This is a genomic window from Novosphingobium tardum (assembly GCF_042652045.1).
GTDB classification, from domain to species: Bacteria; Pseudomonadota; Alphaproteobacteria; order Sphingomonadales; family Sphingomonadaceae; genus Novosphingobium; species Novosphingobium tardum.
Genome location: NZ_JBHSDR010000003.1, coordinates 764,175 through 779,580 on the forward strand (window position 1 = coordinate 764,175; position 15,406 = coordinate 779,580).

9 protein-coding genes and 1 tRNA gene are annotated in these 15,406 nt (G+C 65.1%); 6 read left to right on the plus strand and 4 right to left on the minus strand.

Annotated elements, in window-relative coordinates; all coding sequences use genetic code 11:
• The first annotated feature begins 9 nt into the window (after window positions 1-9).
• From ACFO0A_RS03875 to ACFO0A_RS03885, 3 genes are all read left to right on the plus strand, one after another.
• Window positions 10-2,415 (plus strand): TonB-dependent receptor, encoded by a 2,406-nt coding sequence (locus ACFO0A_RS03875; RefSeq protein ID WP_379537657.1) that lies wholly within the window; start codon window positions 10-12, stop codon window positions 2,413-2,415.
• A gap of 495 nt (window positions 2,416-2,910) precedes the next feature.
• Window positions 2,911-4,278 carry a vanadium-dependent haloperoxidase gene (locus ACFO0A_RS03880; protein WP_379537658.1) on the plus strand — a complete coding sequence of 456 codons (1,368 nt, stop codon included), beginning with the start codon at window positions 2,911-2,913 and terminating at the stop codon, window positions 4,276-4,278.
• A 264-nt stretch (window positions 4,279-4,542) separates the two neighbouring features.
• Window positions 4,543-5,382 carry a creatininase family protein gene (locus ACFO0A_RS03885; RefSeq protein ID WP_379537659.1) on the plus strand — a complete coding sequence of 280 codons (840 nt, stop codon included), beginning with the start codon at window positions 4,543-4,545 and terminating at the stop codon, window positions 5,380-5,382.
• Window positions 5,383-5,589: 207 nt separating this feature from the next.
• Here ACFO0A_RS03885 and ACFO0A_RS03890 read toward each other — a convergent pair.
• Both ACFO0A_RS03890 and ACFO0A_RS03895 read right to left on the minus strand, forming a co-directional pair.
• A tRNA-Thr gene (locus ACFO0A_RS03890) sits at window positions 5,590-5,665 on the minus strand.
• A gap of 93 nt (window positions 5,666-5,758) precedes the next feature.
• Entirely contained in the window at window positions 5,759-6,142 is a 384-nt protein-coding gene (locus ACFO0A_RS03895) for a hypothetical protein (protein WP_379537660.1), read from the minus strand.
• Window positions 6,143-6,422: 280 nt separating this feature from the next.
• Between ACFO0A_RS03895 and ACFO0A_RS03900 the strand changes: the two genes are divergently transcribed.
• The gene (locus ACFO0A_RS03900; RefSeq protein ID WP_379537661.1) at window positions 6,423-8,018 is read left to right on the plus strand and encodes a hypothetical protein; all 1,596 of its coding nucleotides are present in this window, start codon (window positions 6,423-6,425) and stop codon (window positions 8,016-8,018) included.
• A gap of 77 nt (window positions 8,019-8,095) precedes the next feature.
• Complete coding sequence (locus tag ACFO0A_RS03905) at window positions 8,096-10,786, plus strand: TonB-dependent receptor domain-containing protein (RefSeq protein WP_379537662.1); 2,691 nt, start codon at window positions 8,096-8,098, stop codon at window positions 10,784-10,786.
• 42 nt (window positions 10,787-10,828) lie between these two features.
• Here ACFO0A_RS03905 and ACFO0A_RS03910 read toward each other — a convergent pair whose 3' ends face one another.
• Window positions 10,829-11,506, minus strand: coding sequence for a response regulator transcription factor (locus tag ACFO0A_RS03910; RefSeq protein WP_379537663.1), 678 nt, complete (start codon window positions 11,504-11,506; stop codon window positions 10,829-10,831).
• 219 nt (window positions 11,507-11,725) lie between these two features.
• Here ACFO0A_RS03910 and ACFO0A_RS03915 point away from each other — a divergent pair, with 219 nt between their 5' ends.
• Window positions 11,726-13,477, plus strand: a complete 1,752-nt coding sequence (locus ACFO0A_RS03915) for a cation:proton antiporter domain-containing protein (RefSeq protein WP_379537664.1) — start codon at window positions 11,726-11,728, stop codon at window positions 13,475-13,477.
• Here ACFO0A_RS03915 and ACFO0A_RS03920 read toward each other — a convergent pair whose 3' ends face one another.
• Window positions 13,478-15,373, minus strand: coding sequence for an ABC-F family ATP-binding cassette domain-containing protein (locus ACFO0A_RS03920; RefSeq protein WP_379537665.1), 1,896 nt, complete (start codon window positions 15,371-15,373; stop codon window positions 13,478-13,480). It abuts the gene before it with no gap.
• Window positions 15,374-15,406 lie beyond the last annotated feature (33 nt).

Below are 15,406 nucleotides of genomic sequence, written 5' to 3' on the forward strand. Positions count from 1 at the left end.
GCGCTTGCCATGCGTTCGAAGCTCGTGCGGGACCGAATGGTCCCCGTCCTGCTTGCCACAACCATGTTTGCCGCCCCCGGCACCGCGTTCGCCCAGCAAGAGCCCCAGGCCTCCGGCGATACCGCCGACGCCGAAATCATCGTCACCGCCAACCGGCGCGAGGAAAACCTCCAGGACGTGCCGATCAGCGTGACCGCGATCGGCGAAGCGAAGCTCGACCAGGCGCAGGTCGCCAGCTTCGACGATTATGCCAAGCTCCTGCCCAGCGTCAGCTTCCAGTCGTTCGGGCCCAGCCAGTCGCAGATCTTCTTCCGCGGCGTGGCCTCGGGCGGAGACGGGCTCCATATCGGCCCGCTGCCCACCTCGAGCCTCTACCTCGACGAAATTCCGGTCACCACGATCTTCGGCTCGGTCGATGTCCATATCTACGACATCGCGCGGGTCGAGGCGCTGGCGGGACCGCAAGGGACGCTATTCGGCGCAAGCTCGCTGTCGGGTACGCTGCGGATCATCACCAACCAGCCGAGTACGAGCGGCTTTTCGGGCAACATCGACGTTCAGGGCAACAAGTTCGGCAAGGGCGACTTCGGCGGCTCGGTCGAAAGCTACATCAACGTGCCCCTGTCCGACCGCGCCGCGCTGCGCGTCGTGGGCTTCTACGAGAAGCAGGGCGGCTACATCGACAACATCGCGCAGACCCGGACCTTCACGCTCGACGACGGCGACCCGACGACCAACGTGGTCGTCAACAACTCGGCACTGGTCGAGAACGACTACAACGACGTCGAGACATACGGCGGCCGCGCCGCGCTCAAGATCGATCTGGACGATTCGTGGACGGCTACGCCGCAACTCATCTACCAGCATCAGGTCGCCCACGGCGGCTTCCTCTACGATCCGCGCAAGGGCGATCTCAACGTCACCGATTCCCTGCCGAGCGTGAACAAGGACCGCTGGTACCAGGCCGCGCTCACCATCCAGGGCAAGATCAGCGACTGGGACCTCACCTACGCCGGCGGATATTTTTCCCGCAAGGTCAACAACCGGCCCGACTATTCCTATTATTCGGTCGCCTACGATTCCTACACCTACGTCGACGACAACGGCGTCACCCAGTTCGGCTATGCGACATATTACCCCGACGGGAAGGGCGGCTTTCTCGATCCTACGCAGAACGCCATTCTGGGCGATACCTACACCAAGATCACGAACGAGCTGCGGATCAGTTCGCCCAGCGACCGCCGGATGAGGCTGACGGCGGGGCTTTTCATGCAGCGGCAGACCGACGCGGTGCGCGCCGACTACGAAGTGCAGGGCACCGGCGCTGCGGATTTCTCGCCATGGCTGTCGCCCTTCCCTGGCACGGACTCGGTCTATACCACCCGGGTAAAGCGGATCGACCGCGACTATGCCGCGTTCGCGCAGGGAGAATTCGACCTCACCGATGCGCTGACGGTGATCGGGGGCCTGCGCTATTACCGTTACAACAACACGATCTTCGGCTTTTCCGGGCCTAACACGGGCAGCAACCTGGCGACCTGCCTGACCACGACCCCCTACAAGACGGGACCGTGCGTGAACGTCGACAAGCGCTCGAAGGACGATGGCTTCATCTGGAAGGGCAGCGTCAAGTACCAGGTCACGCCCGACGTCATGGTCTATGGCACCGTCTCGCGCGGATATCGTCCCGGCGGCAACAACCGGCGGCCGGGCGTCGATCCGTTCAAGGCCGACACGCTCGACAACTACGAACTGGGCTGGAAGACGCGTTTCTCGAACGTCACCTTCAACGGAGCGGTGTTCTACGAAAAGTGGAAGGACCTGCAGTACAGCCTGGTCCCGGTGGGCCAGAACGGCCAGACCAACACCTACAACGCGGGCGACGCGCGGATTTACGGCATCGAGGGCGAAATCTCGGCGCGTTGGGGCGGGCTAATCCTGTCGGCCGGGGCGACTTACGTCGATGCGCAACTGACGACCGACTTCTGCCAGGTCGATCCGATCACCAAGAACATCGTCTGCGTCCCGGCGCAGGCGCCCGCCGCGGCAAAGGGCACGCGCCTGCCCGTCACCCCGAAGTTCAAGGGCAACGCCACCGCGCGCTACGAATTCCCGCTCGGCGCTTCGCAGGGCTTCGTTCAGGGCGTCGTCAACCACCAGGGCGGAACCCGGTCGTTCCTGACCGATGCGGACTTCGCCGCGGTCGGCGCGACGCGTGCGTTCACGACGTTCGACTTTTCGGCCGGGCTGCACTGGGACCAGTTCCGGCTGGAGGCATTCATTCAGAACGCCTTCGACAAGCGCGGGGCGCTCAGCCTCAACTCGGTGTGCGTCACCCAGATATGTGGGCAGTATTCGCGGATCTACCCGGTCAAGCCGCAGTTATTCGGGCTGAAGGCCGGCTACGATTTCTAGGCGCTAGGCGCGCATCGGCAAACCTGGTGCCAACCGCCTGGTGGACACGATGACGACCGGTCTCGCCGCGATTGGGCTGGCGCCACAGTAAACTTGTGGCGCCTTCGGGGGCGTGATACGCTCGATCCCGCAATGACTCCATCTCATTGGGGAGTCGCCATGCTCGGCCCACGCTTGACTCATGTCGCGGGGCACGCGCCGCGATAACCCTGCAGGTGAGAGGTCAGGGGCTCGCTCAATTTCGGTCGCAACGGAATTCCGCACGCATCGCGCGGGGTTCGAAAGCTTTTTTCTGTCGATGCGTCGCGGGCCTTTTGCTGCCCTCGTCGCGGCAGTTCTTGGAGTGTGGCATGAAATAAGGAGTGGCGAGACATGAAAACGGGGTCAGTTTGCCTTTCGGCTAAGTCGCCGCGCTTACGCGCAACCTTTGCCTGCGGCTTCTTGTCGCTGATGCTCGGGAGTTGCGGGAGCGGATCGAATTCAGCGAGTTCTTCCGTGACCCTGGGACAAGCTCCCACCGCCGCGCTCGCCCCGAAGCTCCAGCCGTCACCAGCGCCCCTGCTTGCCGCCTACCCGGGTGAGAACGAAGCGGTGGACGTATGGAACCAGAGGGCCGTAACCGCGCTCACCAACGCAACCACTGCCGGCACGCCGGGCGTCCAGTTCACGCCTCCCGTCGCGTTCATCCATCTCGCGATGGTTCAGGGCGCGGTGTACGACGCGGTCAACGCCATCAAGGGCGGGCACGACCCCTATCTGGCCGGACTGAAGGCGCCGACCAGCGCGTCCAAGGACGCCGCTGCTTCGACGGCAGCGCACGATGTCCTGGTCGCCATCGTCGATCAGGCGCCGTCGACGGCGAGCCTGACTCCCGAGGTCAAGTCCGCGATAAAGACGCGGCTCGATGCAGATTACACCGCTTCGCTGACACAGGTCCCGGATGGTGAGGCCGAGGCCAAGGGCATTGATGTCGGAGCCGCGGCTGCGGCGGCGATGCTGGCCAATCGGATGGGTGACGGCCGTTTCGGCCCGCCCGGTTTTACGGTCCCCGCCGTGCCGGGTCCGGGACAATGGCGCCCGGCGCCGGTGAACGATCCGAACGCATGGGTGCGCAACGTGCGGCCCTTCACTCTGCCGAAGTCGGAATACTTCCACACTTCAGGACCGAGCGACCTGACAAGCGCGCAGTACACCGCCGAATTCAACGAGGTGAAGGCGCTGGGCCGGGCTACCGGATCCACGCGAACGGACGCCCAGACCTTGCTGGCGTATTGGTCGGCCCCGCACCCCGTTCCCATGCTCTATGCGGCATTGCGCCAGGTGTCGGCCTCGAAGGGACTGACGATCACGGAACGGGCGCGGTTCTACGCCATGACCAGCATGACCGGGGCGGACAGCCTGATCAATTGCTGGGCGGAAAAGGCCCATTGGAGCTTCTGGCGGCCGGCGACGGCGATCCAGCTCGCCGACACCGACGGCAACCCCGCGACCGAGCCCGATACCGCGTGGACTTCTCTCCTGGCCCTGCCGCCTTACCCGGACGAACCTTCGGGCGCCAACTGCGCCTATAGCGGGGTGATGAACAGCGCGAAGGCGTTCTTCGACAACGACCAGGCGGAGTTTGACATAGCGAGCCCGGGCGTGGGAGTGGTGAACGGCGTGCCGACAGGATCGACCCGGCACTACAGCAGCTTCACCGCAGTCGTGGGCGACATGATCGAGGCGCGGATCCTCGGAGGCCTTCACTTCCGCAGGGCCGACGTGAACGGCGCCCTGCTGGGCCAATCGGTGGCGGCCTATGTCGATGCGAACTTCTTCAACTGCACCCCGCCGGGGCAGTGCAAAAAGGAAGAACGCGAGTAACGCTAGCGCGAGCCGCCTGGCGTTGAGGAGGCGTCAGCCTCTTTCGGGGTGTGGCCAGTCTGGAGCCGGACGCAAGGAAGCGAGCGTCCGGCTCCAGCGTCGCAACATCAGCTTCGGGCAGCTTGTATCAGCCGGATGGGCCGTGCCGCCCGATCCACTGGATTTGCTTCCTTAAAGTGTCGTGGGGTCCCTTCGCCAACGACACCGTTGCGGCCATTTGGCTAATCGGCCACACTGGGTGCCCCGCTCCGATGGAGACCGCTCATGAAGTTGAGTCCATTCGGCGTCGCTTTCGCTCTCTCGGCCTCGGCGGCCACCAGCCCAGCACTGGCCGGTCACAGCGCTTCAGACGCTTCGCTCGCTGTTGCGCCGGTGATGATAGAGCGAATGACTACAGTCGAAATCCGTGACGCCATTCGTTCCGGCAAAACGATTGTCCTGATACCTAGCGGTAGCACAGAAGCCACCGGGCCGGCGGTCGCGCTTGGAAAGCATCTCGTTCGCGCAAATTACATTGCTGAGAACGTCGCCCGAAAACTGGGCAACGCGCTTGTCGCGCCAGTAATGCCGTTCGCACCAACGACAGACGAGGCCCGTTTTCCAGGAACGGTAAACCTCTCTGCAGACACATTTACCAGAGTGAACGAAGACGTTGCGGAGAGCATGGTCAGAACCGGATTCAAGTACGTCGTCTTCATCGGCGACCACGACCAAAACCAGCCGCTTCTTCGTGCGCTTGCTAGCAAACTTGATGACAAACATCGCGCGGAAGGCGTGCGAGTTTTTTTCTCAAGCGACGCCTATGCCAAGACAAACCAGCAAATCGACGAATATCTCCGTGTAAAAGGATACCCGCCGAGCAGACATGGCGGCATATCCGATACCTCGCTCACATGGGCCGCCAATCCCGATTACGTTCATCCGGAGCGGCTCGTCTTAGGCGCTCCAGTCCCGCCACCGGGCGCCCCTCTATCGTTGGATGGCGTCGGCATCGAAGGCGATCCGCGCCGAGCCTCACGGGACCTAGGTCTGATGTTCCTGAACTGGAAGGTGAAGAACGCCGTGGCCGAAATCCGCACTTTGGTGAGCGGCAAAAGAGAGTGAACTCGGGCGTCAGCGAAATCGCCACCAGACACGCGATCACAGCCGCAGTAGGAACCTCGCCATTCGCGCAAGGCTGCGACCTTTGGAGTCGCTCCCGACCCTATTTCGGACGCGACAGGGATCCTATGCGCTACCGACGAGCTGACGCCACAGCGCCCCAGCGGGAGGTAGTTCCGCTTAACCTTGTGGATTTGCCTGCTGAAAGAATGGTGCCGCTTACAGGATTCGAACCTGTGACCCCATCATTACGAATGATGTGCTCTACCGACTGAGCTAAAGCGGCCCGTGTGCCAGGGCGCGCGTTTAGACAGGGTGGGGCGCGGGGGCAAATCCTTTTGCGTAGTGCAGGGCAGCTTCGTGCCTTGCACGCCGCGCGCTACTTGAGCGCCAGGGTGCTGCCGGTGCCCAGCAATTCGAGGGCGAGACGCGCTGCTCGCCGCGAATCGAGCCACTGGCCGGTCGCCAGCTCGAGATCGTAGCGATCCCCGCTTTGTACCGCGGCCAGGTAGAGGCTGCGAGCGCGGGCGGCATCGCCAAGGCGCGCATAAGCGGTGCCGAGGTTGATCAGCCGTGCGGGGTCGTCCTGGCTCAGTTCACGATTGCCTTCGATCCGCGCGATGGCGGCGCGGGTCTGTCCGGCCGCGAGCTCGGTGTAAGCGACGTCCACGCGATCGCCTTCGGGATGCGCGGTCGCGGTGCCGGTCACCACGACAGGGGCCTGTGCGAGCAGAAGGGGCAGGAGGAAGAGCGGTGCGGGCATCGTTGAGGCATCCTCGTTGTCTTTCTTTCGATGAAGGATATGTCCCACCGCCTCCATCGCGCAACAAAACTGTAACAGTGTCATAAAACTGCAATGTTCGGGGAGGGGCCTGGCCGGATCAGGTGCCGATTCCGGATGTCATTATTGTCATCGATCACGCTCTTTGAATTGTGACAGCCATTGTCTTCGTTCCGCAGCCAAACTGTCACGGTCAGCTTCTATCGGACCCCCTGAGGCAGCGACGATCTGCCGAATCAGCAATCGATTCAGGGGAAAGACCGTGACGAAGAAATTGTGGCCGCTGGCGTTGGGTTGCAGCACACTGGCTCTCGCCGGCTGTGGTCCGAGCGATATTGCATCGCCCGGGAGCAGCGGAAGTGTGACGATCAACAACCCGGCCCCGGCGCCGACCCCTTCGCCCACGCCGACCCCGGTCAGCACCGTTACCGCCGCGGCCGGCTGTCCTACCATCGCCGACGCGCAGGGCCTGACGGATGGCGGGACGATCAGCGGACCCACCGGTTCGTATCGCGTCTGCACCCTGCCTTCCGTGATCAAGACGTCGTCGACGCTCCCGAAGGTGTCGGGTCTGCTCTATGAATTGAACGGCCGCGTGAACGTCGGCTGCGACGGCGGTTTCCGCGCCCCGACGGCTGCGGCGCCGGTCACTTCCACCACCGTCGGCTGCAGCACCGCGCTTACCGCCGATACCAACGTGACGCTGACCATCGCCGCCGGCGCCATCCTGTACGGCAAGACCGGCCAGTCCTGGCTCGCCGTCAACCGGGGCAACAAGATCAATGCGGTCGGCACCGCCACGCAGCCGATCGTGTTCACCAGCCGCGACAACGTCCTCGGCCTCAACGATGATACCAGCCAGGGCCAGTGGGGCGGCGTCGTCCTGATGGGCCGCGGCATCGTCACCGACTGCAGCGTCGGCAGCGTCGCTTCGGGCACCTGCGAGCGCGACACCGAAGGCTCGGCCGACCTCGCCCGGTTCGGCGGCGCGGACAACACTTATAACGCCGGGCGGATGAGCTTCGTCCAGATCCGCTATTCGGGCTTCGTCCTGGGTGCCGACAAGGAGCTGCAGGCGCTGACCACCGAGGGCATCGGATCGGGCACGACGCTCGACCATATCCAGGCCCACAACAGCTCGGACGACGGTTCGGAGTTCTTCGGCGGCGCGATCAACTTCAAGTACTACATCGCGACCGGTGCGGACGACGACAGCCTCGACGTCGATACCGGCGCGCAGGGCAACTTCCAGTACGTGCTCCAGTTGCCCCGCGCGGGCCGAGGCGACGCGCTGTTCGAGATCGACAGCAACGGGTTCGAGAGCGACACCCCGCGCACGAAGCTCAACGTCGCGAACTTCACCGCGATCCAGCCGCAGACGAGCGCCGACAACGAAGCAGCCGACCTTGCGGCCTCGCTGTTCCGCGGCAACTCGGACACGACGCTAGTCAACGGCATCCTGCTTGCTCCGTCCAACGAATGCGTCCGCATGAACGGGTCGGGCACAACGCCCGCAACGCTCACCGCGCGCTCGGTGGTGATGCAGTGCAACGCCACCAAGTACCTCGGTACCGGTGGCTACACCGCGACGCAGGTGTCGAGCTTCTTCGGCTCGGGCTCGAACAACAACAACGACGCCTTCACTCCGTCGCTGACGAGGCAGTTCATCGACGGTGCGAACGAGACCGCGGTCACCGCGACCGATCCGAAGACGATCTCCAGCTTCTTCGACACCACGACCTGGATCGGCGCCGTGCGCAACGCTTCGGACACATGGTACGCCGGCTGGACCTGCAACAGCGCGACCGCGAACTTCGGTTCGACGTCGAGCGCCTGCACCTCGCTGCCGACGACCTGATCCGGCTGCCGCTTTGGAACCGGGGGCGGCCGCAACGGCTGCCCCCGCAACTGCATTCAAAAGACAAGGACCGCTCCATGTCCACGCCGCTGCGGCTCGCCGGAGCCCTCCTCCTCACCTCCGCCCTCGTTGCCCCGATGCACGCGGTCGCCCAGGTCGAAAACCCGACCCCGGCGCCCACCACGGGCGATCAGGTCGCTGAGCCCGCGCCTGCCCCCGAGCAGCCAGCCGAAGAGCCGGTCGAGATTTCGGTCCCCGGGGCCGGCAACGAGATCGTGGTTACCGGCGCGCGCGACCGCAACATTTCCAAGTCGTCGGATCAGGTGGTCTCGGTGCTCGGCACGGCGGAGATCGCGCGGACGGGCGAGGGTAACATCGCAGGCGCACTGGCGCGCGTCACCGGCCTCAGCGTCGTGGGCAGTGGGCTCGTCTATGTTCGCGGCCTTGGCGATCGCTACAGTCTCGCGCTGCTGAACGGCTCGCCGCTGCCAAGCCCCGAGCCGCTGCGCCGCGTGGTTCCGCTCGACATCTTCCCGAGCGGGGTCATCGCCTCGTCGCTTGTCCAGAAGAGCTATTCGGTGAACTACCCGGGCGAGTTCGGCGGCGGCGTCATCAACCTGACGACCAAGGCCGTCCCGAAGGATCCGTTCCTGACCTTCGGCATCGGCGTTTCGGGCGATACCGAAACGACCGGCCATCTCGGCTACACCTACTACGGGAGCAAGAGCGACAATTTCGGCTTCGACAACGGCCAGCGGGACATCCCGCCCGCGCTCGCGGCGTTCCTGAGTAGCGGCGAGCGGATCAGTTCGGGCAATGTCGACACCCAGGCTATCGCCGGGCAACTGGTCAATTCGCGCAACGGCGTGGTCCAGCGCTGGAAGCATATGCCGCCGAACTTTTCCGCCAATCTCAGCGGCGGCAAGTCGTTCCCCCTCGGCGACGGCGAGCTCGGCGTGATCGCCGCTGCGGGTTACAGCAACCGCTACACCACCCGCCAGCCGCGCCAGCAGTCGTCATTGAGCGCCGACCTTTCGACGCTCGAAAGCGATTTTCTCCAGCTCAATACCGATCAGCGGATCGTCGTGAACGCACTCCTCGGGCTGGGCTACGAATTTGGCCCGAACAAGGTGCGGTGGACGAACCTTTATGTGCGCGACACGATCAAGCAGGCGCGCCTCAGCCTCGGCAATCGGCAGGGGACGGGGGTCGATTTCCTCCAGCAGAAGACTGCCTGGTACGAACGCCAGCTGATCGATACCCAGTTGGTCGGTGAATTCACCCTGACCGACGTGCTCAAGGCCGACGTGCGCGGCGGATACGCCAATTCCCAGCGTGAAGCGCCCGGCGAACTCGCGTTCGAATACGTCCGCACCAACTCCGCCTCAGATCCGTTCGGCGCCTACTTCATCAACCGCCTCAACAACGGCAACCGCGGTGATGGGCAGATCACCTATAGCGATCTCAACGAGGACCTCTTCTCGGCGGGCGTCGACCTTACCTATCTCGTCACGCCGTCGATCAGCGCCACGCTGGGCGGGGCCTGGTCGGATACGCACCGGACAAGCTCGCGCCGCGATTTCCAGTTCCAGGCGCCGAGTTCGTTCCCTTCGGGCGTGGCGCTGTTCCGCCCCGACTTGCTGCTGGCCCCCGGCATCGTCAACTTCTTCAAGATCAGCCTGATCGAGACCGACGAAGGCAATCCGGCGTTCGACGCCCGGCTGCGCAACTATGCCGGTTACGGCAAGGTCAACGCCCAGATCACCGACGAGCTGAGCATCGATGCGGGCGTGCGCTTCGAAAAGGCGACGCAAAAGGTTTCGCCGATCCAGGTCTTCTCGACCCCCGGCGCGTCGACCGCATCGACCGACCTGCGCCGCGACTACTGGCTACCGGCGGCAACGCTGACCTGGCAGTTCCGGCCTGACATGCAGGTGCGGCTGAGCGGATCGAAGACGATAGCCCGTCCGCAGTTCCGCGAACTGATCAACCAGCCTTACTACGATCCCGATTCCAACCGGCCCTATCGCGGCAATCCGCTTCTCGTGGACAGCCAGTTGTACAACGCCGAGGCGCGGTACGAGTGGTACTTCGCGCCCGAGCAGCGGCTTTCGCTGTCGGGCTTCTACAAGCGGATCGACAAGCCGATCGAAGCCTTCCTTGCCGGTGGCGACCTCGTGACCTCGTTCGCCAACGCACCCGAGGCGACGCTTTATGGCGCCGAGTTCGAGGCGCAGAAGTACGTCAATCTCGACGGGATCGGCGGCGAGGGAAGCTTTCTCGCCAATCGCCGCCTGGTGCTCATCGCCAACTACACCTTCACCAAATCGAAGCTGAAGGTCTCGCCGACCGACACGACGACCGTCTTCGGTGCCGCATCGACCATCGCCAGCGACTACTTCCGCGATGGTTCGCCGATGACCGGCCAGTCGGATCATATCGTCAACTTCCAGCTCGGCCTGGAAAACCGCGATCGGCTGTCGCAGCAGACGATCCTGGTCAGCTATGCTAGCGATCGCGTGGTCAGCCGGGGCCTCAACGGCTCGCCGCCGCAACCCGACGTGATCGAGCGTCCGGGACTGCGAATCGACCTTGTCGCGCGCGAGGGTTTCGACCTGTTCGGCAAGGAACTCGAGATCAAGGCCGAGGCCCGCAACATTACCGGGCGCAAGCACGAGGAATTCCAGCAGTCCGGCACGAACCGGGTCGATATCAACACCTATGATGTCGGCACGACTTTCGCCCTCTCGGGCTCGGTGAAATTCTGATCGGCTGAGGGGCCGCGGCCGGGAAGCGTTCCGGCCGCGCCCTTATGCCGGGTCGAGGATATAGCCCATCGAGCGCACCGTGCGCAGCGGATTGCCGGCACCGCCGGCAAGCAGCGCACGACGCAGGCGGCCCACCCAGACATCGACCGTGCGTTCGTCGATTGTCGGTTCCTGCTTGCCGAGTCCCGCGATGAGCTGGCTGCGGGTGAAGATCCGCCCGGGATGCTCGGCGAAAAAGCGCAACAGCCGGAATTCGTTGGGCATCAGCGCGATCCGTCGACCGCGATAACTGACCTGCAGCGTGCCGCTGTCGATCGCCAGATCGCCGTGGCGGATGACGTTGCCCGGGGGCGCCGCATGCAGTTCGCCGGGTGAAAGCGACATGATCCGGTCGAGCAGGCGCGTCCGGTCGAGCGGACCGACCATATAGTCGTCTGCCCCCGCGCGTAGCGCGCGGCGGCGGGCCTCGGGATCGTCCTCTTCGAGCACCATGGTGATGTGCGCGCCCTCTGTCTGCGGGCTGGCGCGAAGCCGGCGGCAAAGTTCCAGCCCGCTCAGGTCCGGCAGGAGCCAGTCGACGAAAACCCAGATCGATCCATCGAACAGGCGGTCCGGGGCGGTGCTGCCAAGCGGCGCGAATTCGACCACGAGGTCATCGTGAACCAGACCTTGGAGACTGGCCACGATCGGGTCGGTCAGAAGGATACTGATCTTTGTCATCGCGGTGCGAAAACCCCCTGCAAGCCCTAACTCTGGCGGGTTTTTGTGACGGAGGGATGACGATTGCCCGCTGCCCGATCGCCGGGGTGTGGGCCGCCGGCACATTCGCGGCTTTGCGATCGGGCAGGTCGGGGATAGGCGGTTTCAAGGACCACGACGAGGTCGCCTCGCAGGCCGGCGATTCCCGGCGGACCCTCAGGAAACGAAGGCGCGACACTGATGGAAGAAGCCGGACACGGATTGCTCTTGCGCGACGGGTTCCTGCTCCTCGGATTCGCGCTGGCGTTCGTTCTCGTATTCCGCCGGCTGGGGCTTGGCGCGACCTTGGGCTACCTCGTCGCCGGCGCGCTCGTCGGTCCGCATGTGCTCGGACTCGTGGGTGATGCCGAATCGAAGATCGGCATCGCCGAACTCGGGATCACGCTTCTGCTGTTCGTGGTGGGGCTCGAACTCAATCCGGCCCGGCTGTGGCGGATGAAGCGCGATATCTTCGGGCTCGGGTTGCTTCAGGTCGCGGCCTGCGGGCTGGCAATTGCCACGGTCATCGCATTGTTCGCCCGCTTCTCGATACCCGCCGCGCTTGCCCTGGGCCTGCCGCTCGCGCTGTCCTCGACAGCGCAGGTGCTGCCGATGCTGCAGTCGTCGGGCCGACTGCGCACCCCGTTCGGCGAGCGCGCTTTCGCCATCCTGCTGTTCCAGGACCTGTCGATTATCCCGCTGATCACGATCATCGCCGCGATGAGCCGCAATCCCGCGGATGCGGGCGGTCCCCCGGGCTGGCTGCTGGCGCTGTACACCGTCGGCGCGGTCGTGGGGTTGATCGCCGCCGGCCGGTTCCTGATCCGTCCGCTGTTCCGCCTGATCGGCAACCTCGGCGAGCGCGAGATGTTCGTCGTCGCCGCATTGTTCACGGTGGTCGCGTCGGCCGCGCTGATGGAACTGCTCGGCCTTTCGACCGCACTGGGCGCGTTCATCGCCGGCGTTATGCTGGCCGACTCGCCCTACCGGCACGAGCTGGAGGCGGATGTCGAGCCGTTCCGCTCGATCCTCCTCGGGCTGTTCTTCCTCGCTGTGGGGATGATGCTCGACCTCGGCGCCATCGCCGAACGGCCGCTGTTCGTGGCGCTGATGGCCCTTGCGCTGATCGCGGTGAAGGCAGGGGTGATCTTCCTCATCGGGCTTGCGTTCCGCATGACCTGGCGCTCGGCGCTCGCGCTTGGCCTGCTCCTGAGCCAGGGCGGCGAGTTCGGCTTCGTGCTGTTTGCGCAGGCTACCGATGCGCTCCTGATCTCGCCCCAGGCGGCCAGCCTGTTCGGCGCGGTGGTGACCGTATCGATGGCCACCACGCCGTTCCTGATGGCGATCACCGCCGGCGTTCGCGCCGCGCCGGTGACGCGCGACGAGGAGCGCGAGGGACCGGTCTCCGACGGCGCGAACGCGCTGGTCGTCGGGTACGGCAGGTTCGGCCAGACCGTGGCCCAGATGCTGATCGCCAGCGACGTGCCGGTCACGCTGATCGATACGGATATCGAGATGATCGACGTCGCCGAGCGGTTCGGCAGCAAGGTCTATTTCGGCGACGGCACCCGGCTCGACCTGCTGCGCCAGGCAGGCGCTTCGGAAGCCTCGCTGATCCTGTTCTGCATCGACGGCGACCAGCTCGAGCGCGAGATGATCGAGGCGGTTCACGAGGCGTTTCCCGGGGCGACGATCTTCGTGCGCGCCTATGATCGGCGCGCGGTGCTCAAGCTCAAGGGCAGCCCGGCACGCTACGTGGTGCGCGAGGTGATGGAATCGGCGGTGAAGATGGCGCGTCTCGCGCTCGAGAGCCTTGAGATCGGGGAAGAGGGCATCGACCGTTCGGAGGACATGTACCGCGCGAGCGACCGCGAGCGGCTGAAGGTGCAGTTCGCCGAAAACGACATCACCGCCGCGCGCGACCGGATCATCACCCAGCCGCAGCGAAGCTGATCAGGCGGCGGCCGAAACCACTTCCTCCAGGGCCTCGCTCGCTTCCAGCCACGCGGCCTCGGCATCGTCGATCCTGTCCGAGAGTTCGGCGCGGCGTTTCATCAACTCGGTCATCGTCAGCGCGGCATATTCGGGCGCGGCGGAGTCGGGCGAGAACATTGCGTGGTCGACCGCCTGTCGCGCCGCAACCAGCTTTTCCAGTGCCGATTCGGCGCTCTTCGCGCGGCGGCGCAATTCCTGCCCGCGCTCGCGCGCTTCGGCGGCGGCCTTGCGCTGGTCCTTCTTGTTCAGGCCCTTGCCCGCCGACTTTCCGCCGTCTGCCCGTGCGGTGGCGGGGTCGCGGGCAAGGACGAAGGCGATGTAACTCTCGATCGACCCGTCGAATTCCGCCGCGGTGCCGCCGTCGACCAGGACAAGCCGATCGGCAGTCATTTCCAGCATGTGACGGTCGTGGCTGACCATGACCACCGCGCCCGAATAGTCGTTGAGCGCCTGGATCAGCGCCTCGCGCGCATCGACATCGAGGTGGTTGGTCGGCTCGTCGAGGATCAGGAGATGCGGCGCGTCGCGCGTGATGAGGGCCAACGCCAGCCGCGCCCGTTCGCCGCCCGAAAGCTTGCCCACCTGGGTCGTCGCCTTGGGCCCTGAAAAGCCGAACCGTCCGAGCTGGGCCCGGACCGCACTTGGGCTTGCGCCCTTCATCAGCACCGTCATGTGCTGCAGCGGGGTTTCGTCGCGGTCGAGTTCCTCGACCTGGTACTGGGTGAAGTAGCCGACCTTCATTCGTCCGCTGGCGGTCATCGCGCCGTCGAGCGGTGCGAGCTGTGCGGCCAGCAGCCGCGCGAGCGTGGTCTTGCCGTTGCCGTTCCGGCCCAGCAGCGCGATCCTGTCGTCGGGATCGAGCCGCAGGTTGAGCCGGCTCAGGACGGGCTCGCGGTCGTAGCCGACGCTCGCGGTGTCGAGGGTGATCAGCGGCGGCCGCAACGGTTCAGGGCTGGGGAAATCGAAGCTGAGCGAAGGATCGTCGACCAGCTCGGCGATCGGCTGCATCCGCGCGAGCGCCTTGGCGCGGCTTTGCGCCTGCTTGGCGGTCGAGGCGCGGGCGGAGTTTCGCGCCACATAGTCCTGCAGCTTCTCGCGCTGCGCCTGCTGGCGGGCGCGGGCCGAGGCGATCTGGGCCTGACGCTCGGCGCGCTGGCGTTCGAACGCGTCGTAGCCACCGGGATAGAGCGTCAACTTGCCGCCCGAGAGATGAAGGATGTGGTCGACAACGTTGTTGAGGAAATCACGCTCGTGGCTGACGAGCAGGATCGTCGCCGGATAGGACTTGAGGAAGTCCTCGAGCCACAGCACGGCCTCGAGGTCGAGGTGGTTCGAAGGTTCGTCGAGCAGGAGCAGATCGGGGGCGGAGAACAGCAGCGACGCCAGCGCCACGCGCATGCGCCAGCCGCCCGAAAAGCTGTCGAGCGGGCGATGCTGCGCTTCTTCGTCGAAGCCCAGGCCGACCAGGATGCGCGCGGCGCGCGCGGGGGCAGAGTGGGCCTCGATGGCGATCAGGCGTTCGTGGATCTCGGCCAGGCGCGCCGGCGCCTCGCACATCTCGCTTTCGACCATCAGATCGGCACGCTCGGTATCTGCGGCAAGGACCGTCTCGAACGGAGAGGCGGCCCCGGCGGGCGCTTCCTGCGCGATGTAGCCGAGGCGGCTGCCACGCGGCTTGTCGACCCGCCCGGCATCGGCCTCGAGCATTCCGGCGATGACCCGGACGAGCGTCGACTTTCCCGCGCCATTGCGCCCGATCAGCCCGATCCGGCCCCGGGGCGGCAGACGCGCCGAGGCATCGTCGATGATCGTGCGTCCGCCGAGGCGAACGGTTATCCCGGATATGTCGAGCATCGGCGGCCCCTAGCGGCTGCGGTACGGCGCGGC

Excerpts from the sequence above, each read along its gene's own strand:
- ACFO0A_RS03875 (WP_379537657.1), top strand. The coding sequence starts at position 10 with ATGCGTTCGAAGCTCGTGCGGGACCGAATGGTCCCCGTCCTGCTTGCC.
- ACFO0A_RS03885 (WP_379537659.1), top strand. The coding sequence starts at position 4,543 with ATGAAGTTGAGTCCATTCGGCGTCGCTTTCGCTCTCTCGGCCTCGGCG.
- ACFO0A_RS03895 (WP_379537660.1), bottom strand. The coding sequence starts at position 6,142 with ATGCCCGCACCGCTCTTCCTCCTGCCCCTTCTGCTCGCACAGGCCCCT.
- ACFO0A_RS03905 (WP_379537662.1), top strand. The coding sequence starts at position 8,096 with ATGTCCACGCCGCTGCGGCTCGCCGGAGCCCTCCTCCTCACCTCCGCC.
- ACFO0A_RS03910 (WP_379537663.1), bottom strand. The coding sequence starts at position 11,506 with ATGACAAAGATCAGTATCCTTCTGACCGACCCGATCGTGGCCAGTCTC.
- ACFO0A_RS03915 (WP_379537664.1), top strand. The coding sequence starts at position 11,726 with ATGGAAGAAGCCGGACACGGATTGCTCTTGCGCGACGGGTTCCTGCTC.
- ACFO0A_RS03920 (WP_379537665.1), bottom strand. The coding sequence starts at position 15,373 with ATGCTCGACATATCCGGGATAACCGTTCGCCTCGGCGGACGCACGATC.